Below are 26,291 nucleotides of genomic sequence, written 5' to 3' on the forward strand. Positions count from 1 at the left end.
GGCAGCCATGACTGACAAGACTTTTCTGGTGGAAATTGGCACGGAAGAGCTGCCGCCGAAGGCTCTCCGTAATCTGGCAGAATCCTTTGCCGCTAATTTCACGGCGGAGCTGGATGCCGCTAATCTGGTGCACGGAGACGTAAGCTGGTTTGCTGCGCCGCGCCGTCTGGCGTTGAAGGTTGCACGCTTAAACGCTTCTCAGCCCGATCGTGAAGTAGAAAAACGTGGTCCGGCGATTTCCCAGGCGTTTGATGCTGAAGGCAAGCCGACCAAAGCGGCAGAAGGCTGGGCACGTGGCTGTGGTATTACCGTTGAGCAAGCTGAACGTTTGACGACCGACAAAGGTGAGTGGCTGTTGTACCGTGCCCTTGCTAAAGGCGAACAGGCGCAGGCACTGCTGGCTGGCATGGTAAGCACCGCATTATCGAAGTTGCCGATCCCAAAATTGATGCGCTGGAGCGACAAAGAAACGCAGTTTGTGCGTCCGGTGCACACCGTGACCATGCTGCTGGGTGAGGAACTGATCCCCGGTCAGGTATTGGGTATCCATTCTGCTCGTACTATTCGCGGTCACCGCTTTATGGGTGAAGCTGAATTTACGATCGATAGCGCCGACCAGTATCCGCAGATTCTGCTGGAACGCGGTAAAGTCGTTGCTGACTACGACGCGCGTAAAGCCAAAATCAAAGCCGATGCGGAAGAAGCCGCGCGCAAGATTGGCGGTAATGCCGATCTGAGCGACAGCCTGCTGGAAGAAGTCACCTCGCTGGTGGAATGGCCAGTGGTACTGACGGCGAAATTTGAAGAAAAATTCCTCGCTGTGCCGTCCGAGGCGCTGGTTTACACCATGAAAGGTGACCAGAAGTATTTCCCGGTTTACGACAACAGCGGCAATCTGCTGCCTAACTTCATCTTTGTTGCCAATATTGAATCCAAAGATCCACAGCAGATTATCTCCGGTAACGAAAAAGTGGTGCGTCCTCGTTTGGCTGACGCCGAGTTCTTTTTCAATACCGACCGCAAGAAGCGTTTGGAAGATCACCTGCCGCGTCTGGAAACCGTACTGTTCCAGCAACAGTTGGGGTCATTACGTGACAAAACCGACCGTATTCAGGCGCTGGCTGGCTGGATTGCTGGTCAGATTGGTGCTGATGTGAGTCACGCGATGCGTGCAGGTCTGCTGTCCAAGTGTGACCTGATGACCAACATGGTGTTCGAATTCACCGACACGCAGGGTGTGATGGGGATGCACTATGCACGTCATGATGGCGAAGCGGAAGATGTTGCCGTTGCGTTGAATGAGCAGTATCAGCCGCGCTTTGCGGGTGACGAATTGCCGTCTTCTGCGGTGGCGTGTGCGCTGGCGATTGCCGACAAAATGGATTCGCTGGCTGGGATTTTTGGCATTGGCCAACATCCAAAAGGCGACAAAGACCCGTTTGCACTGCGTCGTGCTGCCCTCGGTGTGTTGCGCATCATCGTCGAAAAACGTCTGCCGCTCGATCTGCAGACGCTGACCGAAGAAGCGGTGCGTTTGTATGGCACCAAGCTGACTAACACCAAGGCTGTGGATGATGTGATTGAGTTTATGCTCGGTCGTTTCCGCGCCTGGTATCAGGAAGAAGGTCACAGCGTGGATACCATTCAGGCTGTCTTGGCACGTCGTCCAACCCGTCCGGCTGATTTCGATGCTCGCGTGAAAGCGGTCAGCCACTTCCGCTCTCTGGATGCAGCAGCGGCGCTGGCAGCGGCTAATAAGCGCGTTTCCAACATTCTGGCGAAGTCTACCGATACGCTGAATGAGAGCGTTAATGCTGCCGTATTGAAAGATGCGGCGGAAATTACGCTGGCAACGCACCTTGTCGTGCTGCGTGACAAACTGACACCGTTGTTCGCCGAAGGCCGCTATCAGGAAGCGTTGGTTGAGCTGGCCTCACTACGTGAACCGGTCGATGCATTCTTCGATCAGGTGATGGTTATGGCGGAAGATGAGCAGGTTCGAGTGAACCGTTTGACGCTGCTAAGCCAACTGCGTGAGTTGTTTTTGCAGGTTGCGGATATTTCCGTGCTGCAATAACGACAATAGCATTATCGTCACCTTAACCCCCGAATAGGTTCTCTTGTTCGGGGGTTATTTTTTCCACATTCCAGAGCATCTCCAGCCTACTGTTACGGCCCGCATTGATGGACTACGCTGTGGCTAAAATCTTGTGATCATCCTGTGTATCTCAATGCTTAAACGATGGGCGTTAGTTGTCAGTCTCGGCCTTTTTCTACACAGCCAGCCCGATTCGACTATGCTTATATCGTAGAAAATCTTGTCATGGAAAGCGTGTTTTTATCTGAATAAAGCACGGCTGGCGGGGCAGTAAGCATAACAGGAGTAGGGAATGAGAAGGCTGATGACATACCGTTCACGCTGGCTGCTGCCAGTTCTGATTATTCTGGCGGCATTGCAGCTTGCTGCCTGTGGTGACAGTGAGGCAGACCAGCGCAAGGCATTTATTGCGTTCCTGCAAAGTGTACAGTCGCAGCAGGATGGGAGATTGCCAGCCTTGACGGAGGAACAAAAGAAGAGTTTTGGCAATTTCACCAACGACTACGCGATTTTAACCACCTTTTCTCAGCAGTTTAATCAGGCGGTGTCCGTCAGTTTGACGCCGATGTTGGGGCAAATTTCCCGTATTCGCGTCCCTAAAGACTATCTGACGCAGCGTGATGCGCTAAGGCAATCTGTTGGAACCATGAGCCTGTTAGCGCAGCATGTTCAGGCGGCAAAAACACAGGCTGACAATGCCCACAGTACGCTAAAGCAGCCCGAAGAGGTGCAAATCCCTTATGAGCGGCTCTACGCACGCACGGTAATACAGCCGACGAATGCGTTGTTACCTGTTATTCCGAATGCCACATCGTTTGCACAAAGCCTGATTCAGGTTGGGGATTTCCTCCAGGCTCAGGGCGACCAGCCGATATTTAACGGCGCGTCGGTGCAATTCCGCACGCCACAGCAGGCGGCGCAATATAACAATATGGTGGCGGCATTACCTGTGCAACAGCGAAATGTAATGAATGCACTTAGAGGGGTAAATGGCGTGAATTACCCCTAATAACCTCCTTTAGCGAGTCAATATGAGCGGGGGAGGTATTCTGGATAAGATGAGTGTGGCAGGCGAGAGAGGAAAATAAATTGTGATGTAAATCACATAAATAAAACAAATGCCGGCCTTTAAAGTGTGATTCAAGTCACATTAAGGGCGCTGTATTTGTCTACAAATCTGTTTAGTTTTTCATTTTTAACGGTTTTTTGTGAAGTAAATCACCTATTTGTATCGTTGATGTAGGGTGGTTGTGTGATTTTTGTCACGTTGCTGCCATGAGGTTGCGGTATGAAAACAGCGTGTTAGAGTCCGCGCTGCATACAGTAATACTGACGGAAATATTCTTGTGGCAGTCGGTGTTTTTATAGCCACGCCGTCTCACGATAATTACCACGCGCTCTTATTGTCAGCGCGTTTCAATAGGGGTGTGTTTTTATGCTTTCACCAGATATTAAGATCAAGGTGCAAAACTTTGGTCGCTTCCTGAGTAATATGGTGATGCCCAATATTGGCGCATTTATCGCCTGGGGTATCATTACCGCGCTGTTTATCCCAACGGGCTGGATTCCCAATGACACGTTGGCGAAGCTTGTTGGCCCGATGATCACGTATTTGCTGCCATTGCTGATTGGTTATACCGGCGGACGCTTGGTATTTGGTGAGCGTGGTGGTGTAGTGGGTGCAATTACGACGATGGGTGTGATCGTCGGAACCGATATTCCTATGTTCCTCGGCGCGATGATCGTCGGTCCGTTGGGCGGCTGGACGATCAAACGTTTTGACCGCATGGTTGACGGTAAAATCAAAAGCGGCTTTGAAATGCTGGTCAACAACTTCTCTGCCGGTATTATCGGTATGTTGTTGGCGATCCTGTCATTTTTGGCGATTGGTCCGCTGGTTGAAGTCTTCTCTCAGGTACTGGCTTCCGGCGTTAACCTGATGGTACAGAACAACCTGCTACCGTTTACGTCCATCTTCGTTGAACCTGCGAAAATCCTGTTCCTGAACAACGCCATCAACCACGGTATTTTCTCACCACTGGGCATTCAGCAGGCGACGGAAACCGGGAAATCTATTTTCTTCCTGATCGAAGCGAACCCAGGTCCGGGCATGGGCGTGCTGATGGCTTACATGTTCTTCGGTCGTGGTAACGCGAAAGAATCAGCACCAGGCGCGGCAATTATCCACTTCCTGGGTGGGATTCATGAAATCTACTTCCCTTATGTGCTGATGAATCCGCGCCTGATTATCGCGGTTATTCTGGGCGGGATGACTGGCGTGTTTACGCTGAGCGTATTAGGTGGTGGTTTGGTGTCACCTGCGTCTCCAGGTTCTATTCTGGCGGTGTTGGCGATGACGCCAAAAGGCGCTTACTTCGCTAACCTGGCAGCGATTGCCGCGGCTTTCGCGGTGTCCTTCATTGTGTCGGCGATTCTGCTGAAAAGTACCAAGCAAAAAGAAGAAGATCTGAGCGACGCTACACGCCGCGTGCAGGAAATGAAAGCCTCTTCTAAAGGCGCAGCGACTAATACCGGTGTCAGCGGTGATATGAGCACTGTGCGTAAAATCATCGTAGCGTGTGACGCCGGTATGGGTTCCAGTGCGATGGGTGCTGGCGTGTTGCGTAAGAAAGTTCAGGATGCCGGGCTGACCAATATTTCGGTGACTAACAGCGCGATCAATAGCCTGCCGGACGATGTCGATCTGGTGATTACGCACCGCGATCTGACTGAGCGCGCAATGCGCCACGCGCCGCAGGCACAGCACATTTCTCTGACCAATTTCCTTGATAGCGGTCTGTATAGCGATCTGGCGGCTCGTCTTGTGGCCGCGCAGCCTGAAACCGTCGCGACGCCTGCACCCGTTGTAGCCGATACGCAGACGAACCTGTTTCAACTGGGCGCGGATAATGTATTCCTGAATCAACATGCGACACATAAAGAGCAGGCAATCCGTTTTGCCGGTGAGCAACTGGTAAAAGGCGGTTACGTCGAGCCTGAGTATGTTGAAGCGATGCTGGAACGCGAAAAGCTGACCTCCACCTATCTGGGCGAATCGATTGCTGTACCACACGGTACGATTGAAGCGAAAGACCGCGTGCTAAAAACGGGCGTTGTCTTCTGCCAATATCCTGAAGGTGTTCGTTTTGGCGATGAAGAAGATGAGGTTGCGCGTCTGGTTATTGGTATCGCTGCCCGTAACAACGAACATATTCAGGTCATCACCAGTCTGACTAACGCGCTGGATGATGATGCGGTTATTGAACGTCTGGCACACACTCAGGACGTTCAGGAAGTGCTCGACTTACTCTCCGGTAAAAAGAGTGCCTAATTGATGTGGCTAGTGCCGCCTTCGGGCGGCCTCTTTTTATGTCTTTTTAAGGTTATATCTCATGAAAGCATTACATTTTGGCGCGGGTAATATTGGCCGCGGGTTTATTGGGAAATTGTTGGCCGATGCCAACGTCGAGTTGACATTCGCTGACGTCAATCAGCCGCTGTTGGATGCTCTCAACAGCCGTAAAAGCTACACGGTGCGGATTGTCGGTGATAACACGCAGGTTGATACTGTCAGCAACGTTAGCGCAGTTCACAGCGGCAGTCAGGATGCTGTTGCGCTGATTGCCGTGGCCGATCTGGTGACGACTGCTGTGGGGCCGCAGATTCTGGAAAAAATCGCCGGAACTATTGCTCAGGGGCTGGTTAAGCGTCACGAAGACGGCAATACCCGGCCGTTGAACATTATTGCCTGTGAAAATATGGTGCGTGGCACCAGCCAGCTAAAACAACATGTGCTGAAACTGCTGCCAGAAGGCCATCAGGAATGGGTGGTTGAGCATGTGGGATTCGTCGATTCTGCCGTGGATCGCATTGTTCCCCCTTCCGAAGCGGGCAGTGATGATGTGCTGGCGGTGACGGTAGAAACCTTCAGTGAATGGATCGTCGATAAAACTCAGTTCTGTGGTGAGTTGCCTGCGATTCCCGGTATGGAATTGACCGACAACCTGATGGCGTTCGTTGAGCGTAAGTTGTTCACACTCAACACCGGCCATGCGATTACGGCTTACCTTGGCCAGCAGGCGCGCCATCAAACGATCCGCGATGCGATTCTTGACCCGAAAGTCAGATCCGTGGTCAAAGGCGCAATGGAAGAGAGCGGTGCGGTACTTATCAAACGCTACGGTTTTGATGCGGATAAGCACGCCGCCTATATCAACAAAATTCTCGGCCGCTTTGAAAACCCCCATCTGCATGACGATGTGGAGCGCGTTGGCCGTCAGCCGCTGCGCAAGCTGAGTGCCGGTGACCGTCTGATCAAGCCGCTGCTCGGAACGCTGGAATACCATTTGCCGCATGACAACCTGATTACCGGCATTGCTGCCGCGATGCACTATCGCAGCGAACAAGATCCGCAAGCGCTGGAGCTGGCTGAATTAATCCGCACACAGGGTGCGCAGGCGGCGCTGGTGCAGATTTCTGGTCTGGATGCTGACAGCAAGGTTGTCGCGCAAGCAGTGAATGTGTATAACGCCATGCAGTAATCGGCGCGTCTCGTCACCAGGCAGGTGTGGTCTTTTCGACACGGTGTAAAGGTATACGGGCGACGTCGGGGATGCGATGTCGCCACACCTGCCGGTAAGCATGCTACCGAGATGGGTATGCTGTGTGCGGGTTTAAAGGGTCGAGAAGTGACGATGGAAGAAACACAGGCGTTTGAAAACCGGGTTCTGGAAGCGCTGAACTCAGGGAAGACAGTGCGCGATTTTATGCTCTGTGCCGTTGAATTGCTGGCTGAAGCGGCTAGCATCCTGATGTTGCAGGTGTTCCGTAAAGACGATTATGCGGTGAAATATGCCGTTGAACCTCTGATGACGGGAACGGGGCCACTGGGTGACCTTTCCGTGCGCCTGAAACTGATTTATGGCCTGGGGATGATCAGCCGTAAAGAGTATGAAGATGCGGAATTGTTAATGGCGCTGGGCGAAGAGCTAGCACATGACGATCGACACTATCGTTTTACCGATGATGAAATTCTGGGGCCCATTGGTGAATTGCACTGCGTTGCGGCATTGCCCGCAGAACCGGCTTTGCCATTGGGGGCAGATGCCGATCCGCTTCTGGTGAGTATGCAACAGCAGCGTTATCAGCAGATGGTGCGTTCCACGCTGGTTTTATCCTTGACCACATTGATTGCGCAAATCAGTCTGAAAAAGGCGTTTTAACCCCATTCTGCAACATTACCCCACTACGCCCGTCAGGCGTTTATACTCGGCATACTTCACGCTGTTTGTGCGTTGGTTACTCTTCCAACAACTCGAATTATTTAGCGTATAGTGTATGCTGTGCCCCGCATTATTCTCCCGTTATATATAGGTTATCTTTTATGAAAGAGCAGGAAAAAGCAGAAATCAAACGCCTTAGCGACCAATTGGATAAGCTGACGCATAAGCAGGCCACGCTGCTGGCACAAGGTGATGCCGAAGCCATCGCCCTCAATCTGGAAGCTTGTGAGAAGCTAACGGCTGAGATTGAGCGCCTGCGTAACGTGAGAGAACAAAAACTTAGCAAAGAAGCGCAGAAACTGGCGGATCTACCTTTCAACCGTGCGATTACGAAAAAAGAGCAGGCTGATATGGGAACGTTGAAGAAGAGTGTTCGCGGCTTGGTGATTGTGCACCCGATGACTGCGCTCGGGCGTGAAATGGGCTTGAAAGAGATGACAGGCTACGCGCCGAAATCGTTCTGACGCTTTTTCTCTGCGTAGACAGAGGATAAGCGACGGATACCCGATAGTACTGATTCATTGGCAAAGCCCCTGCTTAACAGGGGCTTTGCCGTTTTTGGTGCTTTGCTATTTTTACTATTAGCTTGGCGCGTGCAGACGATGCGTTTGGTTGTTAAACGCGATACCGGCGGGGGTATCATCATGCTGTGCGTTGGCCAGACGGAAGACGGAAACGGCCTGCTTCAACAGTCTCGCCTGCTCTTCCAGCGAGTCGGCGGCGGCAGAGGATTGTTCAACCAGCGCGGCGTTCTGCTGCGTGGTGCTATCCATCTCAACAATCGCCTGGCTAACCTGGGTAATGCCCCGGCTTTGTTCATCCGATGCGGTGGCAATTTCACCCATGATGTCATGCACCTGCGTGATGGAAGTGACGATATCGTTCATCGTTTTGCCAGCATTGCCGACCAGTGTCGCACCGTGTGATACCTGATTAACGGATTCAGAGATCAGGCCTTCAATTTCCTTCGCAGCCTGAGAACTACGCTGAGCCAAGCTGCGGACTTCGCTGGCGACAACGGCAAAGCCACGGCCTTGCTCACCAGCGCGGGCCGCTTCTACGGCAGCATTCAATGCCAGAATGTTAGTCTGGAAAGCGATGCTGTTGATGACGGACGTGATTTCCGCGATACGTTTGGAACTGCTCTCAATCGCAGTCATGGTTTGCACCACGTTATTCACCTGCTCGCCACCCTGTTTCGCGGTTTGGGAAGCGCTGATAGCCAATTTGTTGGCGTGGTGTGCGTTGTCTGCGTTTTGCTTAACCGTCGCAGTGAGTTGCTCCATGCTAGCGGCAGTTTGCTCAACGGCAGCGGCCTGTTGCTCGGTACGTGATGATAAATCTGTATTGCCCGCTACGATCTCGCCAGACGCGTTAGAAATCTGGCTGACGCCGACGCGAATGTCGTCGATCATATTGTGCAGGTTGTCATTCATTTTTGACATCGCACTCATCAACTGGCCCAGTTCATCTTTACGGGTGGTGTTGATGGACATGGTGAGGTCGCCCGTTGCGATTTTTTCAGCCATGCTCAATGTGCGACCCAGTGGCGTGGTGATTTGACGCGAAATAAACCAGGAAATTAGTAGGCCAAGCAGTAGCGTAATCAGTGCCGCAATGCTCATTTGCAGCGTGGCGTTGTAAATATCGGCCTGTGAGGCGGCAAGCTGATCGCTGGCGAGGGATTTGATAACGACATTCAACTGATCGGCAACAACTCGCATTTGCTCAGCCTGTGCTATCTCTTCCTGATAGGCCGGCATATAGGCCAGAACCTGTTCTTCATAATTGTTCATGATCGTCAGAACCGGCGCTAGTGTGTCACGCTGTTCGGCAGATAGGCTCTGATAAAGGAAAGTCAGTGACGTTTGTGCGGCGTTGATAGCATCCGTCAACTTTTCTTCGGATTCTTTATCCGTTGAGAGTAATAAACCGCGGACATGGTAACGAACGGAAATCAGCTTTTGATTCAAATCAGAAAGTAATAATTGAAGATTGGCGCTATTGTTGTCTATCTTTAATTGGTCGTTGAGTTGTTCCAGAGGTTTTTCCGTCGTTGAAATATTCCAGCTTTTTCTGACGGCATCTTTGGTGTTCACTGCATTAATATAATTTTTTTGTTTTTCCTGATAACTGGAAATTAATGTAGGAATACTTGCTATTTTTTTTTCATCATTTTCCGGCCAGCTAAATATTTTTGCTTTTTCGGCGAGTTTACTGATGTTTGAAATATGCTCAATGTTCTTTTTTATATCATCAGGATTATAATTGGCTCCGTATAATGCGCGATAATACTTAGCCTGGTTGATCTCATCATTGATATTGTTGCTTAAATTAACTTTATCAATACTGTCTTTTAGCGAGCCTATATGCATAATGCCGGCACCAGCAATTACCATGGTCATCAGCAGAATCAGGAAAAAACCCAATCCTAATTTTTTACCGACTTTTAGATTATCAAAATTTATAGCCATCACATTTCACCACTATCTCGTATTGAGCCAAATTCATTATCCTGATGCACACTTGATTAGCGGTGTTAGCATCTCGGATTACCACGCGCCAAGCCAATCCTGCAAAACAGCATGATAAAAACCCGCAGTAGATATCGGCACTCTACTCTGAAACTTTACGCGTTGCCCGCTTTTCGGGCTTGAAGCCAGTGCACTAACAGGGATGCGTAAACCGTGCGATATCGTGGCGATTGGGTTGGGCGTGGCGGTGGGGAATGGCGAGGAAAATCAGGGTACATGTGGCTTGAAGTATGAAGAGGATAATAAAAAACTGGAATAACACGTTGTTATTCCAGCCTTGATTCAAACGCAGGAGCCACCTGATCACATCAGGCATCCAGCGGTTTTATTTTTTCGCGCCAGCGAAACGAGCCGCAGCTTCGTCCCAGTTCAGCACGTTCCAGAATGCTTTAGCGTAATCTGGGCGACGGTTTTGGAATTTCAGGTAGTAAGCGTGTTCCCATACGTCCAGACCGACGATTGGGTAGCCAGAGGTACCAGAAATCGCTTCACCCATCAGCGGACTGTCTTGGTTTGCGGTAGAAACCACAGCCAGCTTGCCGTCGTCTTTCAGAACCAGCCAAGCCCAGCCAGAGCCAAAGCGGGTTGCTGCTGCTTGCTCAAATTTCTCTTTAAACGCATCAACGCTGCCGAAATCGCGTTCGATTGCTGCTTTCAGATCGCCAGCCAGCGTAGTGCCTAATTTCAGGCCTTTCCAAAACAGGCTGTGGTTAGCGTGGCCGCCAGCGTTGTTACGCAGTGCTGCTTTTTTCTCGGCAGGGACCTTATCCAGTTGAGCAATCAGCTCTTCAACCGATAATTTAGCCAGCTCAGGCAGGGATTCCAGCGCGGCATTAGCATTATTGACGTAAGCCTGATGGTGTTTGGAATGGTGAATTTCCATCGTTTCTTTGTCGAAATGCGGTTCCAGTGCGTCATAAGCATAAGGCAGCGATGGCAGTGAATAACTCATGTTTAGCATCTCCATGGTAAAAAAAATGTTACGGCACTGTTCTGTTAGTACCGCGTAAGCAATACGTTCATTATAGTTAATTAAATGATATTGAAAATGATTATTCTCGATCTGGTGTGATGAACCATATTGCTTTACCTCATGATAACAAACGGTTATGTCGTTATTGCATTATGTAAAAACAAATTAATCTATACCGTCATGCTTCAAATAGCGTGTGTGCCTGTGGAAAACCATCGTGATTCTGACGGCAATGGCTTACTCGCTCAGGCGTTGCGGATGCGTGTAAATTGTCGCATGTCCTGGTCGACAAAAACCCACCAGCGTCAGGTTGCAGCGCCGTGCAACGTCAACGGCCAGCGAAGTGGCTGCCGAGACAGCAAACAGGATTTCCACGCCACACATGGCAGATTTTTGTACCATTTCATAGCTGGCTCGGCTGGAAACCAGTGCCGCCCCTTGCTGCCATCCTTGCTTTGCTCGAGTGCCAAGCAATTTATCCAGCGCGACATGGCGGCCGACGTCTTCACTCCCCCCGCACAGCGTGCCGTCTGGTGCAATCCAGCTTGCGGCATGAGTACAACCGGTCATCTGGCCGATCTTCTGCACATCACGCAGTCGCGTCAGCGCATTTTCAAGTTTGCTGAGGGAAAATGTCTGGGTGAAAGGCAGAGGCACCACCGGTTTGCCGATTTCCGCAAGCTGCTCTACGCCACATACGCCGCAGCCTGTGCGCCCGTCCATCGATCTGCGTCGTTCTTTTAGCCCGGCAAAGCGTCGGCTGGAAAGCTCAATGTGAACTTCAATACCGTTACAGGCGGGGTGCACATCAATACCGTAGATATCTGCTGGTGATTGGATAATACCTTCCGATAAGGAAAACCCGAGAGCGAACGGTTCCAACTCTTTCGGTGAAGCCATCATCACAACATGTGAGATGCCGTTATAAACCAGCGCAATAGGTACCTCTTCCGCCAGCCAGTCAGACTGTGGCTGATGCAGCGAATCGGGGTGATAGACCGAATGTTGCATTGCGCCTTCAAGGGCGGTATCTGCTCGTAAATGAACCTCTTCCACCTGAAATACCTGCATGTTAGTAACCCTGGAAATTAAAAGTATTATACCCGTCATACTTCAAGTTGTATGTGCGTTGGCTACGCTTAAATACTCGGCCCGTCGTGGGCCTCGCCCTAAAGGGCCAACGCTTTGCGTTGTTCAAAACGTTAACGTTTTGTCCTGAAACTCGAATTATTTAGGGTATACCTCACAGCGCCTGAAGGGATGCGAATTTTTCTCCAGGAACAGCGAGTGTGCTCGCATAGCAATGTGTATTTTTCCTGCAACAGGAAAGAAACTGTGCGTCAACTCGAAGAGTTGCCTTCTTCTCTGACCGAATCCTGTCGCTAACGCCATACCCCGTATAGGCTTCATGTAGCGGCTTACTGCTTGCCTCTTTTTTTCACTGCAGCATGGCCGCTCACCCGGAAATGAAAAGGAGACTGAAATGGCGCACGATAATCTCGAAGGCCGATCTGCATCTGGTGACGTCGGCTTTCTTAATCTGAAAAAACGCTATGACAATTTTATCGGCGGAGCTTGGGTTCCACCTGATGCGGGTCAGTATTTTGTTAATTTGACGCCAGTAACGGGTCAACCGATGTGTGAAGTAGCCAGTTCGACAACGCGAGATATTGACCATGCGTTGGATGCTGCTCATAACGCAAAAGCGGAATGGGGTGGCCTGTCGGTGCAGGAACGGGCGCTGGTGCTTAATCGTATTGCCGACCGGATGGAACAAAACCTTGAACGGTTGGCGCAGGTGGAAACCTGGGATAACGGCAAACCAATACGTGAAACCAGCGGGGCGGATGTGCCGCTGGCGATTGACCACTTCCGCTATTTCGCGGCCTGTATCCGGGCACAAGAGGGGGCGATTAGCGAAATCGACGGCGACACGGTGGCCTATCATTTTCATGAACCTCTCGGTGTTGTTGCGCAGATTATTCCCTGGAACTTCCCGCTGCTGATGGCCTGTTGGAAGATGGCACCAGCACTGGCCGCCGGTAACTGTATTGTGCTGAAGCCTGCCAAGTTGACGCCGATGTCGGTGCTAATTTTGATGGAGCTGATTCAGGATCTATTACCTGCGGGGGTCATTAATGTCGTCAATGGGTCGGGAAGCGAGATTGGTGAGTATCTGGCAACATCGAAACGCGTTGCGAAAGTTGCGTTCACCGGATCGACCGAGGTTGGCCAGCAGATCATGAGCTATGCGGCGCAAAACGTGACGCCGGTGACGCTGGAACTGGGTGGTAAATCGCCAAACATCTTTTTTGCCGATGTGATGGATAAGGAAGATAGCTTCTTTGATAAAGCGCTCGAAGGTTTCACGCTGTTTGCCTTCAATCAGGGAGAAGTTTGCACCTGCCCGAGCCGCGCACTAGTGCAGGAATCGATCTATGATCGCTTTATGGAGCGGGCAATCAAGCGCGTTGAGGCTATCCGTATCGGTAACCCGCTGGACAGCAAAACCATGATGGGCGCACAGGTGTCAGCAGGCCAGCTTGATACCATCCTTAACTATATTGATATCGGTAAGAAAGAGGGCGCTCGGGTGCTCACGGGTGGCCAGCGTAAGGCTATGCCAGATGGGCTGGCGGAAGGTTACTATCTGGAGCCGACGATATTATTCGGTAAAAACAGCATGCGTGTCTTCCAGGAGGAAATCTTTGGCCCGGTGCTGGCGGTAACGACGTTCAAGACGATGGATGATGCACTGGAGATAGCCAACGACACGGAATACGGTCTGGGCGCAGGCGTGTGGAGCCGCAATGGTAATATCGCTTACCGAATGGGGCGTGGCATTCAGGCGGGTCGAGTTTGGACCAATTGTTATCACGCCTATCCGGCACATGCTGCGTTTGGGGGCTATAAGCAGTCTGGTATCGGGCGTGAAAACCATAAAATGATGTTGGAGCACTATCAACAAACTAAATGCCTGTTGGTGAGCTACTCTGATAAGCCGATGGGGCTGTTCTAACAGCATACTTCCTTAAAACCCTGCGCGCCTGCCACTGCGGGTGGGTGCGCATGCATAGCCTAAATCGATGCGGATTTTCCGCGTTAATTCGTCCTGAGTACTCAGATTTTCCCGATGGTTAGTTGCTGATCGTTGATAGTAGATTGTGTCGGCGCTTAACAACGGCTACGCTGTTTTGAATAGCGCTTTGCTTTCAAGAGGTTGTGCATGACGGATAAGATCGGCTGGATTGATAACCTGCGGGCGCTGGCCTGCATGATGGTCGTTCTGATTCATAGCACAACCTACTATATTACTGCGGGCGGCACGCCGGGCGATGGGCATTGGGATGTGGCGAATGTCTTGAACTCTGCTTCACGTGTCTGCGTCCCGTTGTTTTTCATGATCTCGGGCTACTTATTTTTTGGTGAACGCAGTGCGGGGAAGAAACACTTCCTGCGCATCGGCTTATGTCTGCTTTTTTATAGTACGGTCGCGCTGATCTATATTGCGACACTTACACCGATTAATGGCCTGAATTCATTGCACCATGCGCTGCAAAAACCGATCTTTTATCACTTATGGTTTTTCTACGCCATTGTAGTGATTTATCTACTCTCTCCACTTATTACCATCAAGCCAGTATCGGGCAAATATTTAGCGGTCTTGATTATCTTATTAGCTGTTGTCGCCAACCCCAATACGGGGCGAGTGGGGTTTGAAGGTTTTAAATTACTGCCTGTTAATCTCTATATTTACGGTGATACGTTTTACTACGTACTGTATGCCGCGCTGGGGCGCGCATTGGGGGTGTTGGACGTGCCTAAGAAAGTTGTGCTCGCTGCTATTCCCTTTTTCATCGCGTGTGTCGCATTAGTGGCGATGGGGACGAAGCACCACACATTATTGAATGATACGTTCACCCAGACATTTTATATCTACTGCGGCCCACTGGTGTTTCTGGCTGCCGTTAGCCTGCTGATTGTGTTTAAGCATTACTTTAGCCAGCGGGTTTTGCCCGGTTTTGCCACTATTTCACGCCATTCGCTGGCGATTTACGGTTTTCACGCGTTGTTCATTCACTATCTGCGTACGCATGATGTCGCGTTGCCATCTTACCCGGTTCTCGATATTTTCTATGTCTTCACCGTCGCGCTGGTGGCCAGCCTGCTGCTTTCGATGGCGCTACAGAAGATTGATGTGCGGCGCTGGGTGAGTTGAGGAACTGTCCAGTACATCGGATGAACAGTGTTACATCAACGGACTAAGCTGTTGATAGAGTGCTTTAAATGTGCGCCTCCGCTCGGCATAGTCGGCGTGGCGCTGGGTATTCGGCTGATGAAGCTGCTCCAGCGGTAGCGGCGGCAGAAGGTCTGCCAGTGGCATATGGGGATGCATAGCGATTTGTGCCAGACGGGCAGCACCTAGCGCTGGACCGACATCGCCTCCTGTGCGGTACTCCAACGTTTGGCCGCTGATATCTGCCAGCATTTGCCGCCAGTAGGCGCTGCGAGCGCCACCACCAATCAGCGTGATGCTATCGGGCTTGAGTCCAGTCATATGCAGTGCATCTATTCCATCGGCAAGCGCAAATCCCACGCCTTCCAGTACCGCTTTTGCCAGTTCTGGGCGACCGTGTTGATGGGTGAGCCCCCAGAATGCCCCTTTGGCATCGGGATTATTGTGCGGCGTGCGTTCACCGGACAAATAGGGTAAGAACCAGACTGGCGTGATTGTGTCATCGACTGGCATCGAGGCGACTTCCTGCAACATTGCGGACACGCTCTCAGCGTGTGTCAGGTGGGCGACCCAATCCAGGCAAGACGCTGCGCTTAACATCACGGACATTAGGTGCCAGGTATTCGGCAGTGCATGGCAGAAGCTGTGGACGGCATGCTGCGGGTTGCTGAGAAAGCCGTCGCTGACGGCGAAGTAAACGCCGGAGGTGCCGAGAGACAGCATTGCCTGACCGGTTTGAAACAGCCCGACGCCAATCGCGCCTGCTGCGTTATCTCCACCGCCAGCAATAACGGGGACGGGATCCATACCCCAGCGACTGGCGATGTCAGGTCGCAGATAACCGGTAATTTGGCTGCCTTCATACAGTGTGGGCATGTGTTCACGGGTCAGCGAACAGGCTTCCAGCAGAGCGTCGCTCCAGTCCCGTTTGGCGACGTCCAGCCAAAGGGTTCCAGCCGCATCGGACATATCGCTGGCAAATTCCCCTGTCAGACGCCAGCGAAGATAGTCTTTTGGCAGCAGGACCTTGTCGATTTGGCGAAAGATAGTACTTTCGTTTTCCTGCACCCATTTTAGTTTGGGGGCAGTAAAACCTGGCATCATCAGGTTGCCGGTAATCTGGCGTGATGTAGGCACTAATTGTTCCAGTGTTCGGCATTGAGCTGCGCTACGTCCGTCATTCCAGAGAATCGCAGGGCGCAGCACGTTCTGGTGGGCGTCCAGCAAGGTGGCCCCGTGCATTTGCCCGGTTAACCCCAGCGCTTTCACGGCGTGAAGGTTGTGTGTTGCTGCCAATGCTTGTAGTGCCTGGTCGGTTGCCTGCCACCAGTCTTCAGGCGCTTGTTCCGACCAGAGCGGGTGCGGACGCGAAATGCTCAACGCAGCGCTATGGCTAGCAATCACCTCTCCAGCTTCATCCAGCAGGATGGCTTTAACACCGGACGTACCCAGATCAATACCGATATACATAGTGGCTCCTGATAACCTCGTGCTACGGCAGTTTTTAACCTGCCGCAGTAGGCAAGCGTACCGTTTTAGCCAAATTACCCGTCATACTTCAAGTTGCATGTGCGTTGGCTGCGTTCAAATACTCGGCCCGTCGTGGGCCTCGCCCTGAAGGGCCGCTGCAAGCAGCGTTCAAATCTGCTCCCGGCAGATTTGTCACCCGAATCACTTACCTGAGTAAGCTCATCGGGATTCCCTCTCTTGCCGCGTTACGATGCTCATAACTGAGCATCGCCCTAAAGGGCTAACGCTTCGCGTTGTTCAAAACGTTAACGTTTTGTCCTGAAACTCGAATTATTTAGGGTATAGATGGCGGTTAACCAGATTTTCCAGCAATTCCTGCTGGCCACTCTGGTGCTGTGGTGCCAGTTGATGGCTTTGCGCATAATGGGCGAGCGATTCCAGCGATGAATTACCTTGCAGAATTTGCTGACCCAGTTCCCCATTCCAGCCCGCATAGCGCTTGGCGACCAGTTGATTGAGCTTATCATCTTCAATCATTCTGGCGGCAGCCTTGAGCGCCAGCGCCATCGTATCCATCGCGCCGATATGCGCATGGAAAAGGTCATAGCGATCGGTGCTCTGACGGCGAACTTTGGCGTCAAAGTTCAGGCCACCCGTCGTAAAGCCGCCCGCTTTAAGAATCTCATACATGATCAGCGCGTTCTCTTCCACGCTGTTAGGGAACTGATCGGTGTCCCAGCCAAGCTGCGGATCGCCGCGATTAGCATCGACCGATCCGAAAACGCCGAGCGCGACAGCGGTGGCGATCTCATGGTGGAATGAATGACCCGCCAGCGTCGCGTGGTTGGCTTCCACGTTAACTTTAATCTCTTTTTCCAGCCCAAACTGTTTGAGGAAGCCATAAACGGTGGCGACATCGTAATCGTACTGGTGTTTGGTCGGTTCCTGCGGCTTTGGCTCGATGAGCAGCGTGCCCTGAAAACCAATTTTGTGTTTATGCTCGACAACCATCTGCATGAAGCGGCCGATCTGTTCACGTTCCTGACGCAGATCGGTATTGAGCAGCGTTTCATATCCCTCACGCCCACCCCAAAGTACATAGTTTTCACCGCCCAGTTTTTTGGTGGCGTTCATCGCGGTGAACACCTGCGTGGCCGCCCAGGCAAATACATCAGGGTCAGGGTTGGTGGCTGCACCTGCGCCATAACGGGGATTGGTGAAGCAGTTGGCGGTGCCCCACAGCAGCTTTACACCGCTAGCCTGCTGTTTTTCCGCCAGCACATCGGTGATCACGGCAAAATTATGTAGATACTCTTTCAGTGAGTTCCCTTCTGGAGCGACATCGACGTCATGAAAGCAGTAGTAAGGCACGCTCAGTTTTTGAAAGAATTCGAATGCGATGTCCGCCTTGCGCTTCGCCAACTCCAGCGCGTCGCCTGACTGTTGCCACGGACGGGCAAAGGAGCCGACGCCAAACATGTCCGCTCCGTTCCAGCAGAATGTGTGCCAATACGCGACGGCAAAACGCAGATGGTCCGCCATACGTTTACCGAGAATTTCCTGATCGGGATTGTAGTGACGAAAGGCGAAGGGATTGTCGCTTTGGCTACCTTCATAACGGACTTTTTCGATCTGTTCAAAATAGGCTTGCATCGTTGACTCCTTAGAAACCACCCAGACGGAAGAGACGGTAATGTGGTTAATTTTCGGAGCGGATGAGCATTTCCTCAATTACGTTATTTCACACTGAAATTCAGAGAATTATTAAATGTGCGCTGTGTCGCAAAAATGACGGTATTTTAATCTGAATACGCTCCGCAATAAGTAACAACATGAACATGTCACTCAACAATAAAATATGACTCGTATCAAAAAACGGGAATTAAACCAAAAAACATAATTGGAGGATAAAAATCTGTAATTGATGGGGGGATGTTTAGCGACAATACTCATCTGGCTATTGGAGTCCCCAGCCCTGCATTTTAAATAAAAAAGGTACGTTATGATGAAAGTTAAACATTTTTTACTCTCAGCTTGTGCCGTGTTCACTTTAGCTTGTCAGCCCGGATTCGCGAAGGATGTTAAAATCGGCATGGCAATTGATGATTTGCGTCTTGAACGCTGGCAAAAAGATCGCGATCTTTTTGTTGAGCAAGCCAAAAAACAGGGCGCTGATGTTTTTGTTCAATCGGCAAATGGTAATGAAGCCACGCAAATTTCTCAAATAGAAAACATGATCAATCGCGGTGTCGATGTATTGGTTATTATTCCTTATAACGGCCAAGTACTTGGCAATGTTATTGCGGAAGCAAAGCGTGAAGGAATAAAAGTGCTTGCTTACGATCGCATGATTAATAATGCGGATGTGGATTTTTATATTTCGTTTGATAATGAAAAGGTTGGTGAATTGCAGGCGAAATATCTTGTCGATAAGGTGCCCGGCGGGAACTACTTCTTAATGGGCGGTTCACCGGTTGATAATAATGCGAAGCTGTTTCGTCAGGGGCAAATGAAAGTGCTCACGCCGCTGATCGAAAGCGGAAAAATCAAAGTGGTCGGCGATCAGTGGGTTGATGCCTGGTTACCGGAGAATGCGCTGAAAATTATGGAAAATGCGCTAACGGCGAACAGCAATAAGATTGATGCGGTTGTCGCGTCGAACGATGCTACGGCGGGCGGCGCGATTCAGGCGCTGGCTGCACAGGGACTGGCTGGAAAAGTTGCCATTTCCGGTCAGGATGCCGATCTGGCGGCAATCAAACGTATTGTGGCTGGCACGCAAACTATGACGGTCTATAAACCGATCAGCAAGCTGGCGAAAGATGCTGCGGATATCGCCGTGGCACTGGGTGCAGGTAAAGCACCTGAGTCTAATGCTAAATTGAACAATGGGTTGAAAGACATCCCTTCCTTCTTGCTCACGCCGATTCCCGTCGATAAATCCAATATTGATTCCACCGTCATTGCCGATGGCTTCCACAAAAAAGCGGACGTGTATTAACGCACGTCGCAGCCACTAGATTTCAGGATGTAGGAAAGATGCCCACCGGGCCACGACATGAGGTTGTGGCTCACCACTGTCACAGACGAGGTCTGAGACACCTGAATCACGGAGGCCGTGATGCCACATCTGTTGGAAATGAAAAACATCACCAAGGTGTTTGGTGCGGTGAAAGCCGTCGATAATGTCAGCCTGACGCTGGAGGCGGGTCAGGTCTTGTCGCTGTGCGGTGAGAATGGCTCAGGGAAATCCACCTTGATGAAGGTGCTGTGTGCCATCTACCCACATGGTAGCTATGACGGGCAGATCGTCTTCTCTGGTGATGAGCTGCGCGCCAACCATATTCGTGATACGGAACAAAAAGGCATCGCGATTATTCATCAGGAACTGGCGCTGGTGAAAGAGATGACGGTACTGGAGAACATGTTTCTGGGTAACGAGTGGACGCGTTTTGGCGTGATGGATTACGACAATATGTATTTACGCTGCCAGCGTATGTTGGAGCAGGTCAAGCTGGCCGTTGACCCAAATACCACAGTGGGAGAGCTCGGATTAGGTCAGCAGCAGTTGGTGGAAATTGCCAAGGCGCTGAACAAGCAGGTACGTCTGTTGGTGCTGGATGAGCCAACGGCCTCATTGACTGAACGGGAAACGGGCATTCTGCTGGAGATCATTCAGGATCTGCGCGATCACGGTATTGCCTGTATCTATATTTCGCACAAGCTCAACGAAGTTAAAGCCATTTCCGATGTGATTTGCGTCATTCGCGATGGGAAGCCTATTGGCACGCGCCCGGCGGCTGAGCTGAGCGAGGATCAGATCATTGCCATGATGGTGGGGCGAGAGCTGACGGAGCTTTATCCCAATGAACCGCATGTCATTGGCGAAGAAGTGCTACGTGTAGAACATCTTACCGCCTGGCACCCTATCAATCGCCACATTCGCCGGGTGGATGATGTCTCATTTGCACTGCACCGAGGTGAAATTCTCGGTATTGCCGGGCTGGTTGGGTCAGGTCGTACGGAAACGGTGCAATGCCTGTTTGGTGCCTATCACGGTCGCTGGCAAGGCGACATCTTTATTGATGGCGCGCAGGTGACCATCAGCAACTGCCAGCAGGCGATGGCACAGGGCATTGCAATGGTGCCGGAGGATCGTAAGAAAGACAGCATCGTTCCGGTGATGAGCGTGGCGCAGAATATGACGCTGGCAGCGCTCGATCAATTCACAGGGCCGTTTTCCATGCTGGACGATGCCCGTGAACAGGACATCATCCGGCAGTCGTTAGCAAATCTGAAGGTGAAAACCTCCAGCCCGGATCTGGCGATCGCCCGCTTAAGCGGCGGTAACCAGCAAAAAGCGGTGCTGGCGAAATGCCTGCTGCTAAATCCTCGCATTCTGATCCTTGATGAACCCACGCGCGGTATCGATATCGGTGCCAAATATGAAATCTATAAGCTCATCAATGCGCTGGTAAAACAGCATATTGCCGTCATCGTTATTTCTTCAGAATTGCCTGAAGTATTGGGATTGAGCGATCGGGTGTTGGTGATGCATCAGGGGCGTATCAAAGCAGATTTGGTCAATCGCGATTTAACCCAGGAACAGGTTATGGAAGCTGCATTGAGGAGTGAACATCGTGCTGAAAACATCGCAGTCTGAACAACAACATGTCGCCGGATCTGTCTCGATGCTGCAACGGCTGAAAAGCATCAATCTTCAGGTCTACGTGATGATTGCTGCCATCATCGCCATCATGCTCTTTTTCACCTACATGACCGATGGGGCGTACCTTAGTGCGCGCAATCTCTCCAACCTGCTGAGGCAAACGGCGATCACTGGCATTCTGGCGGTTGGTATGGTGTTCGTCATCATCTCTGCCGAGATTGATCTGTCGGTTGGCTCAATGATGGGGCTATTGGGCGGCGCGGCGGCTATTTTTGATGTCTGGTTTGGCTGGCCTTTACCGTTGACTATCGTTGTGACACTTGCGCTTGGGTTGCTGCTTGGCGCGTGGAATGGTTGGTGGGTCGCCTACCGGAAAGTCCCTTCTTTTATCGTAACGCTGGCAGGGATGCTGGCTTTTCGCGGCATTTTGATCGGCATTACCAATGGGACGACGGTTTCCCCGACCAGTGAGGCGATGTCGCAGATTGGGCAAAGCTATCTGCCTTCTGGCATCGGTTTTATGTTCGGTGCCATCGGGCTGATGGTGTTCATTGGCTGGCAGTGGCGTCGGCGCAGTAGCCGTGCCCGGTTAGGATTACCGATAAATCCACCCGCAGGTGATATCGGCCGGCAGACAGTGACGGCACTCGTCGTACTGGGTGCGATCTATCTGCTGAATGACTATCGCGGCGTGCCAACGCCGGTACTGGTGCTGACGTTGTTGATGCTGGGCGGGATTTTTCTAGCGACGCGAACCGCGTTTGGCCGCCGAATCTATGCGGTGGGCGGGAACATCGATGCTGCGCGTTTATCGGGGGTAAATGTCGAACGCACCAAAATGGCGGTGTTTGCGATTAACGGCCTGATGGTCGCGGTCGCCGGGCTAATTCTCAGTTCACGATTGGGGGCCGGATCGCCATCCGCTGGGAATATTGCCGAGCTGGATGCGATTGCGGCCTGCGTGATTGGCGGCACCAGCCTGGCAGGTGGTATTGGCAGTGTGGCGGGTGCGGTGATGGGGGCATTTATCATGGCGTCGCTGGATAATGGGATGAGCATGCTGGATGTGCCGACGTTCTGGCAATACGTCGTGAAAGGCGGGATCTTGCTGCTGGCGGTGTGGATGGATACTGCCACAAAACGGCGAGTATGATGTGATGCTGGGTCTGTGGAGGAAACACGTGGCGGCTCGCAATAATCAGCAAATTATTTTGGCCTCTGGGGGCGCTGTGCTATTCAAGAAAGAGGATTTTATTCAAGGAACTTGCGATTAATGAACGGCGATTACCATGTTTGAAAAACGCTATCGTATCACGCTGCTGTTCAACGCCAACAAAGTGTATGACCGTCAGGTGGTTGAGGGAGTTGGCGAATATTTACAGGCTTCTCAGTGTGATTGGGACATCTTCATTGAAGAGGATTTCCGTTGCCGCATTGATAACATCAAAGAATGGCTAGGCGATGGCGTGATTGCCGATTTTGACGATGGCCAGATCAAACAGCTATTACAGGATGTGAACGTGCCATTGGTGGGGGTTGGTGGTTCCTACCATCAGCCCGAGGATTACCCGCCAGTGCATTATATCGCCACAGATAATTATGCACTGGTGGAAAGCGCGTTTATGCATCTTAAAGAGAAAGGGCTGAACCGCTTTGCTTTTTATGGCCTGCCGGCATCGGGTGGGAAAGGCTGGGCGCAGGAGCGGGAGCATGCTTTCCGGCAATTGGTGGCGGCAGAAAAGTATCAGGGTGTGGTGTATCAGGGAATGGAAACCTCACCGGATAACTGGCAATACGCACAAAATCGGCTGGCCGATTGGGTTCAGGGGTTACCGCCGCAGACCGGGATTATCGCGGTGACGGATTCCCGCGCGCGCCACCTGTTACAGGTATGCGAGCATCTGAATATTGCCGTACCAGAAAAGCTGTGCGTCATCGGGATCGATAACGAAGATCTGATTCGCTATCTTTCACGCGTGGCGTTGTCATCGGTGGCGCAAGGTACGCGTCAAATGGGATATCGTGCCGCGAAACTACTGCATCAGCTATTGCTGAATCAGGCCGATTTGCCGCTGCAACGTATTCTGGTGCCGCCGGTTCGAGTGGTCGAGCGCCGCTCTACGGACTATCGCTCTGTGCACGATCCTGCTGTTATTCAGGCGATGCACTTTATCCGCTATCACGCCTGTAAAGGCATTAAGGTCGAGCAGGTGCTGGATGCGGTAGGGATTTCCCGCTCAAATTTGGAAAAGCGCTTCAAAGATGAGATCGGTCAGACGATTCACGGTGTGATTCACGCAGAGAAGTTGGATCGGGCGCGCAATTTGCTGATTTCGACCTCGCTCTCGATTAGTGAGATCTCGTTGATGTGTGGCTACCCTTCACTGCCTTACTTTTACGCTGTCTTTAAGAAAGGGTATGACATCACGCCGAAAGAGTACCGCGAGCGCTATGGGGAAGGCTATTAAGTTTATTCAAGTAGGAAGGTCAAGCAGGAAGGCGCGGCGGTGCGCGCCTTATCATTAGGCTGGTGAACGGTTACGCGGGTACGCGCCAGTAATCGTAATCGATGTGCTCAACCTGGAAGTTAGCGTTTTCCTTGTCACCAGTCAGGCGGGTGGCGATGGTAAAGGCAAAATCGAACGACACGCCCAGCCCTTTGCCGCTGATCAGATTGCCGTCTTCCACGACTTTCTCGTTGACATAAACGCCATCGGTCACGTCTTGCCATAAATCCCCAGAGCAGACATAGCGACGGCCTTTAAGCAGTTTGTTGCCACCTAGCACACGTGCGGCTGCTGAGCACAGTGGGCAGATTAGCTTGCCTGCCTCGTCATGACGGCGGATGAACTCGACAACCATCGGGTTTGCGGCCAGGTTCACTGTACCCTGCGGGCCGCCAGGAATGACCACGGCATCAAACAGCGTGCCCTGGTTTCTTTCCAGCAGCGCATCGGCAAACATGCGAATATTGTGATAACTGTGTAACTCCAGTCTGTCATAGCATGACAGCATGGTGACTTCTATCTTCATACGGTGCAGTACATCAATCACCATAATCGCTTCCGCTTCTTCAAACCCAGGGGCTAGCAGAACGGCGACTTTCTTAGACATAGCATCTCCAGCAATATGCAAGGGAAGGTGTTAACCGCCAGAGGATAGCAAAGAAATGTCGTAAAAATGAAACGATGTTTTATGAATGTCGAGTGAGTCGCGTAAACGATTTTTGCTGCTTAGCCTAAAGAGAAGATGGCGGTATACTCGCTAACTTGGTCGTGAATTAGCCACGAATTTTTTTGCACGAAAGCATGACTCTTCTCTTCCTGTCCCGCCAAAAAGATGTTTAAATTATCACTCACTTATTTTGCATAAATATGCATTTATGAGCGTATCGATTTTGGTCATCGACCGGCCCGTTTGATGTAGGATGTACACAGGGCATGAACGCTCAGGAATGTATGGCGTAACATAATGGTGTGGCGGCTAAGCTTATACCCTTAATCAGTCAAGTTGCAGGAAGGCGGCAATCGCGCGAGTCCCCAGGAGCTTACATCGGTAAGTGACTGGGGTGAGTAAGAGAAGCCAACGCACATGCAGCTTGAAGTATAACGGGTATATCACCATAGATCTTTCGAGCAGGGATTACATATATGACAACGATTCTCAAGCATCTTCCGGTTGGTCAGCGTATTGGTATTGCGTTCTCGGGTGGTCTGGATACCAGCGCTGCGCTGCTTTGGATGCGTCAAAAGGGCGCGGTTCCTTATGCGTATACCGCAAATCTGGGGCAGCCAGACGAGGATGACTACGATGAAATCCCACGTCGGGCTATGGAATATGGCGCAGAAAATGCTCGCCTTATCGATTGCCGTAAACAATTGGTCGCTGAAGGTATCGCTGCCATTCAGTGTGGCGCATTCCATAACACAACGGCAGGCGTGACCTATTTCAACACCACACCGCTGGGCCGTGCCGTGACTGGTACGATGCTGGTTGCCGCGATGAAAGAAGACGGCGTGAACATCTGGGGTGACGGTAGCACCTATAAAGGCAACGATATTGAGCGTTTCTATCGCTATGGCCTGCTGACCAATGCTGAACTGAAGATTTACAAGCCGTGGCTGGATACCGATTTTATTGATGAGCTGGGTGGCCGTCAGGAAATGTCCGAGTTTATGTCACAGGCAGGGTTCGGCTATAAAATGTCAGCCGAAAAAGCCTATTCGACTGACTCCAACATTTTGGGTGCGACGCACGAAGCGAAGGATCTGGAATTCCTGAACTCCAGCGTCAAAATCGTTAACCCGATTATGGGCGTGAAATTCTGGGACGAGAACGTCAAGGTTCCGGCAGAAGAAGTGACCATTCGTTTTGAACGTGGTCACCCGGTTGCGCTGAACGGCAAGACCTTTACCGACGATGTCGAATTGATGCTGGAAGCGAACCGCATCGGCGGGCGTCACGGTTTGGGCATGAGCGACCAGATTGAAAACCGTATCATTGAAGCGAAAAGCCGCGGCATCTATGAAGCGCCGGGAATGGCACTGCTGCACATTGCCTATGAGCGTCTGGTTACCGGTATCCACAACGAAGACACCATCGAGCAATATCACGCGAATGGCCGTCAACTAGGTCGTTTCCTGTATCAGGGGCGCTGGTTTGACTCTCAGGCGCTGATGCTACGTGATTCTTCCCAGCGTTGGATCGCCAGTGCCATCACCGGCGAAGTGACGCTGGAACTGCGTCGTGGCAATGATTACTCCATCATGAACACGGTGTCTGACAATCTGACCTATAAGCCAGAACGTCTGACGATGGAGAAAGGCGACTCGGTCTTCTCACCGGATGATCGTATTGGCCAGTTGACCATGCGCAACCTGGATATTACGGACACGCGTGAAAAACTGTTTAACTATGCTGAAACAGGCTTGCTTTCTTCTTCTGCCAGCACCGGTTTGCCGCAAGTCGGGCAATTGCAGGATAAAGCAGAGAAGTAACGCACAGATTGGGTTATATAAAAATCCGGAA

19 protein-coding genes are annotated in these 26,291 nt (G+C 51.4%); 13 read left to right on the forward strand and 6 right to left on the reverse strand.

Annotated features, from left to right (window positions below; genetic code table 11):
* Positions 1-7: 7 nt before the first annotated feature.
* The 6 genes from glyS to A8F97_RS19250 all read left to right on the forward strand — a co-directional run bounded on the left by glyS (position 8) and on the right by A8F97_RS19250 (position 7,844).
* The gene (glyS, locus tag A8F97_RS19225; RefSeq protein ID WP_033072436.1) at positions 8-2,077 is read left to right on the forward strand and encodes a glycine--tRNA ligase subunit beta; all 2,070 of its coding nucleotides are present in this window, start codon (positions 8-10) and stop codon (positions 2,075-2,077) included.
* 325 nt (positions 2,078-2,402) lie between these two features.
* Entirely contained in the window at positions 2,403-3,107 is a 705-nt protein-coding gene (locus A8F97_RS19230; RefSeq protein ID WP_162939046.1) for a DUF3053 domain-containing protein, read from the forward strand.
* 426 nt (positions 3,108-3,533) lie between these two features.
* A complete protein-coding gene (locus tag A8F97_RS19235) occupies positions 3,534-5,429 on the forward strand; it encodes a PTS mannitol transporter subunit IICBA (protein WP_033072437.1) in 1,896 nt (631 codons plus the stop codon).
* A 61-nt stretch (positions 5,430-5,490) separates the two neighbouring features.
* Positions 5,491-6,639, forward strand: a complete 1,149-nt coding sequence (locus A8F97_RS19240) for a mannitol-1-phosphate 5-dehydrogenase (protein WP_033072438.1) — start codon at positions 5,491-5,493, stop codon at positions 6,637-6,639.
* Positions 6,640-6,756: 117 nt separating this feature from the next.
* The gene (locus tag A8F97_RS19245) at positions 6,757-7,320 is read left to right on the forward strand and encodes an MltR family transcriptional regulator (protein WP_005968088.1); all 564 of its coding nucleotides are present in this window, start codon (positions 6,757-6,759) and stop codon (positions 7,318-7,320) included.
* Positions 7,321-7,481: 161 nt separating this feature from the next.
* Positions 7,482-7,844, forward strand: a complete 363-nt coding sequence (locus A8F97_RS19250; RefSeq protein WP_014702040.1) for a YibL family ribosome-associated protein — start codon at positions 7,482-7,484, stop codon at positions 7,842-7,844.
* A 117-nt stretch (positions 7,845-7,961) separates the two neighbouring features.
* Here A8F97_RS19250 and A8F97_RS19255 read toward each other — a convergent pair whose 3' ends face one another.
* From A8F97_RS19255 to fdhD, 3 genes are all read right to left on the reverse strand, one after another.
* Entirely contained in the window at positions 7,962-9,854 is a 1,893-nt protein-coding gene (locus A8F97_RS19255; protein WP_025919764.1) for a methyl-accepting chemotaxis protein, read from the reverse strand.
* Between the two features lie 385 nt (positions 9,855-10,239).
* Complete coding sequence (sodA, locus tag A8F97_RS19260; RefSeq protein WP_014702038.1) at positions 10,240-10,866, reverse strand: superoxide dismutase [Mn]; 627 nt, start codon at positions 10,864-10,866, stop codon at positions 10,240-10,242.
* A 258-nt stretch (positions 10,867-11,124) separates the two neighbouring features.
* Entirely contained in the window at positions 11,125-11,958 is an 834-nt protein-coding gene (gene fdhD, locus A8F97_RS19265; RefSeq protein WP_033072439.1) for a formate dehydrogenase accessory sulfurtransferase FdhD, read from the reverse strand.
* 412 nt (positions 11,959-12,370) lie between these two features.
* Between fdhD and exaC the strand changes: the two genes are divergently transcribed.
* Complete coding sequence (gene exaC, locus A8F97_RS19270; RefSeq protein WP_014702036.1) at positions 12,371-13,906, forward strand: acetaldehyde dehydrogenase ExaC; 1,536 nt, start codon at positions 12,371-12,373, stop codon at positions 13,904-13,906.
* Positions 13,907-14,113: 207 nt separating this feature from the next.
* The gene (locus A8F97_RS19275) at positions 14,114-15,106 is read left to right on the forward strand and encodes an acyltransferase (RefSeq protein ID WP_033072440.1); all 993 of its coding nucleotides are present in this window, start codon (positions 14,114-14,116) and stop codon (positions 15,104-15,106) included.
* 30 nt (positions 15,107-15,136) lie between these two features.
* Here A8F97_RS19275 and xylB read toward each other — a convergent pair whose 3' ends face one another.
* Both xylB and xylA read right to left on the reverse strand, forming a co-directional pair.
* Entirely contained in the window at positions 15,137-16,594 is a 1,458-nt protein-coding gene (gene xylB, locus A8F97_RS19280) for a xylulokinase (protein WP_033072441.1), read from the reverse strand.
* A gap of 330 nt (positions 16,595-16,924) precedes the next feature.
* The gene (gene xylA / locus A8F97_RS19285; RefSeq protein WP_014702033.1) at positions 16,925-18,247 is read right to left on the reverse strand and encodes a xylose isomerase; all 1,323 of its coding nucleotides are present in this window, start codon (positions 18,245-18,247) and stop codon (positions 16,925-16,927) included.
* A 352-nt stretch (positions 18,248-18,599) separates the two neighbouring features.
* On the opposite strand from xylA, the gene xylF reads away from it, so the two are divergent.
* The 4 genes from xylF (at position 18,600) to xylR (ending at position 23,731) form a co-directional block, all read left to right on the forward strand.
* A complete protein-coding gene (xylF, locus tag A8F97_RS19290) occupies positions 18,600-19,595 on the forward strand; it encodes a D-xylose ABC transporter substrate-binding protein (RefSeq protein ID WP_025919762.1) in 996 nt (331 codons plus the stop codon).
* Between the two features lie 120 nt (positions 19,596-19,715).
* Positions 19,716-21,257 carry a xylose ABC transporter ATP-binding protein gene (locus A8F97_RS19295; RefSeq protein ID WP_033072442.1) on the forward strand — a complete coding sequence of 514 codons (1,542 nt, stop codon included), beginning with the start codon at positions 19,716-19,718 and terminating at the stop codon, positions 21,255-21,257.
* A gap of 28 nt (positions 21,258-21,285) precedes the next feature.
* Positions 21,286-22,416 (forward strand): xylose ABC transporter permease XylH, encoded by a 1,131-nt coding sequence (xylH, locus tag A8F97_RS19300; RefSeq protein WP_220273881.1) that lies wholly within the window; start codon positions 21,286-21,288, stop codon positions 22,414-22,416.
* Positions 22,417-22,552: 136 nt separating this feature from the next.
* Complete coding sequence (gene xylR, locus A8F97_RS19305) at positions 22,553-23,731, forward strand: D-xylose utilization transcriptional activator XylR (protein ID WP_014702028.1); 1,179 nt, start codon at positions 22,553-22,555, stop codon at positions 23,729-23,731.
* Positions 23,732-23,801: 70 nt separating this feature from the next.
* Here xylR and A8F97_RS19310 read toward each other — a convergent pair whose 3' ends face one another.
* Complete coding sequence (locus A8F97_RS19310) at positions 23,802-24,377, reverse strand: DJ-1/PfpI family protein (protein WP_014702027.1); 576 nt, start codon at positions 24,375-24,377, stop codon at positions 23,802-23,804.
* Between the two features lie 536 nt (positions 24,378-24,913).
* On the opposite strand from A8F97_RS19310, the gene argG reads away from it, so the two are divergent.
* A complete protein-coding gene (argG, locus tag A8F97_RS19315; RefSeq protein ID WP_014702026.1) occupies positions 24,914-26,260 on the forward strand; it encodes an argininosuccinate synthase in 1,347 nt (448 codons plus the stop codon).
* Positions 26,261-26,291: the final 31 nt, after the last annotated feature.

The organism is Pectobacterium parmentieri, assembly GCF_001742145.1.
GTDB classification, from domain to species: domain Bacteria; phylum Pseudomonadota; class Gammaproteobacteria; order Enterobacterales; family Enterobacteriaceae; genus Pectobacterium; species Pectobacterium parmentieri.